The organism is Luteibacter sp. P4_D7_3 (assembly GCF_056401735.1).
In genome coordinates, this window is the sequence record NZ_JBFUIT010000582.1 from 1 (window position 1) to 1,226 (window position 1,226).

The following is a 1,226-nucleotide window of genomic DNA, read 5'->3' on the forward strand; positions in this document are numbered from 1 at the left end:
ACCCAGGGCAGGACCCTGGCCGTCATGCAGGTATCGGGTGGCTCGCAGTCATTCAACGTGGTCAACGCCTTGCGCGTACTCGGCCGCTGGATGCGCATGGTGACCATCCCGAACCAGTCCTCAGTCGCCAAGGCCTGGAACGAATTCGATGCCGCCGGTCACATGAAGCCGTCGCCGTACTACGATCGCGTGGTTGACGTCATGGAGGAGCTGATGAAGTTCACGCTCCTGGTCCGTGGCCGCAGTGATTATCTTGTTGACCGCTACAGCGAGCGCAAGGGCGCCGCTGAAGCCCTTGCACTGGCTGCCGCTGCAGCCGTAGTGGAACCTACGTCATGACGATGAACGCAACGATCTACCACAACCCCCGGTGCGGCACCTCGCGCAACACGCTGGCGATCCTTCGCCATGCCGGCATCGAGCCGACCGTGATCGAGTACCTGAAGACCCCGCCGGATCGAGTGACGCTGCTGCGCCTCCTCGTCGACGCGGGGCTGACGCCCCGCGAGGCGGCGCGTCAGAAGGAACCGCTGTTCGGTGAGTTGGGCTTAAAAGACCCGTCTGTCAGCGACGAGGCGATTGTCGACGCCATGCTTGCCAATCCGATCCTGATCGAGCGGCCGTTTGTCGTCACGGATCGCGGAACGCGCCTGAGTCGTCCGTCCGAGAAGGTGCTCGAGATCATCCCGCCGCTGCCTGGCCCGTTTACCAAGGAAGATGGCGAGATCATCGCCCCCTAGAGCGACCCGATGAGCCGCGAACCCCATATCCATTGCCCGCGTTGCAGTTGGGAACCCAAACCCGAGAGTCGTTGGGTATGTGCACCCGGCGAACCCGGCTCAGGATGCCTTACGCAATGGAATACCTTCTGGACCGCAGGCTGCTGTCCAGGATGCGGCCATTTCTGGACCATGACTGCATGCCTGTCGTGCAAGCGGTCGTCTCCCCACGAAGCGTGGTACCACTTTCCGYCGCCGGACAAGGATGAAGAGGTGACGAAGGAGGAGGAAGACGTGGCGGTGGGTTGAAAAAGGAACGTGCGGAGTGTCAGCCTTCCTGCCCGGGGAGCCGCTGGTGTTGTGCCCAGTACCATCCCGCCCCAAAGGCCAGAGGAATCGCCAGAAGCGGGACCCACACAAGTGCAACAGCCAAACCCGATTGCACGTATTGGGCTGGCCAAACCCAGAGGCCAGCATGCGCTGCGCACGCGAAGACCACGAGGAGGG

At 62.6% G+C, this 1,226-nt stretch carries 2 protein-coding genes; both read left to right on the forward strand.

Annotated features, from left to right (window positions below; translation table 11 throughout):
* Positions 1-339: NADPH-dependent FMN reductase family protein (locus AC1DSN_RS22890; protein ID WP_477333163.1), on the forward strand; the 339-nt coding region annotated here is incomplete at its 5' end.
* A 2-nt stretch (positions 340-341) separates the two neighbouring features.
* Positions 342-740, forward strand: coding sequence for an arsenate reductase (glutaredoxin) (gene arsC, locus AC1DSN_RS22895; RefSeq protein ID WP_063573720.1), 399 nt, complete (start codon positions 342-344; stop codon positions 738-740).
* Positions 741-1,226 lie beyond the last annotated feature (486 nt).

Bases quoted from the DNA above. Each gene is read 5' to 3' on its own strand.
- arsC (WP_063573720.1), top strand. From the start codon at position 342: ATGAACGCAACGATCTACCACAACCCCCGGTGCGGCACCTCGCGCAAC.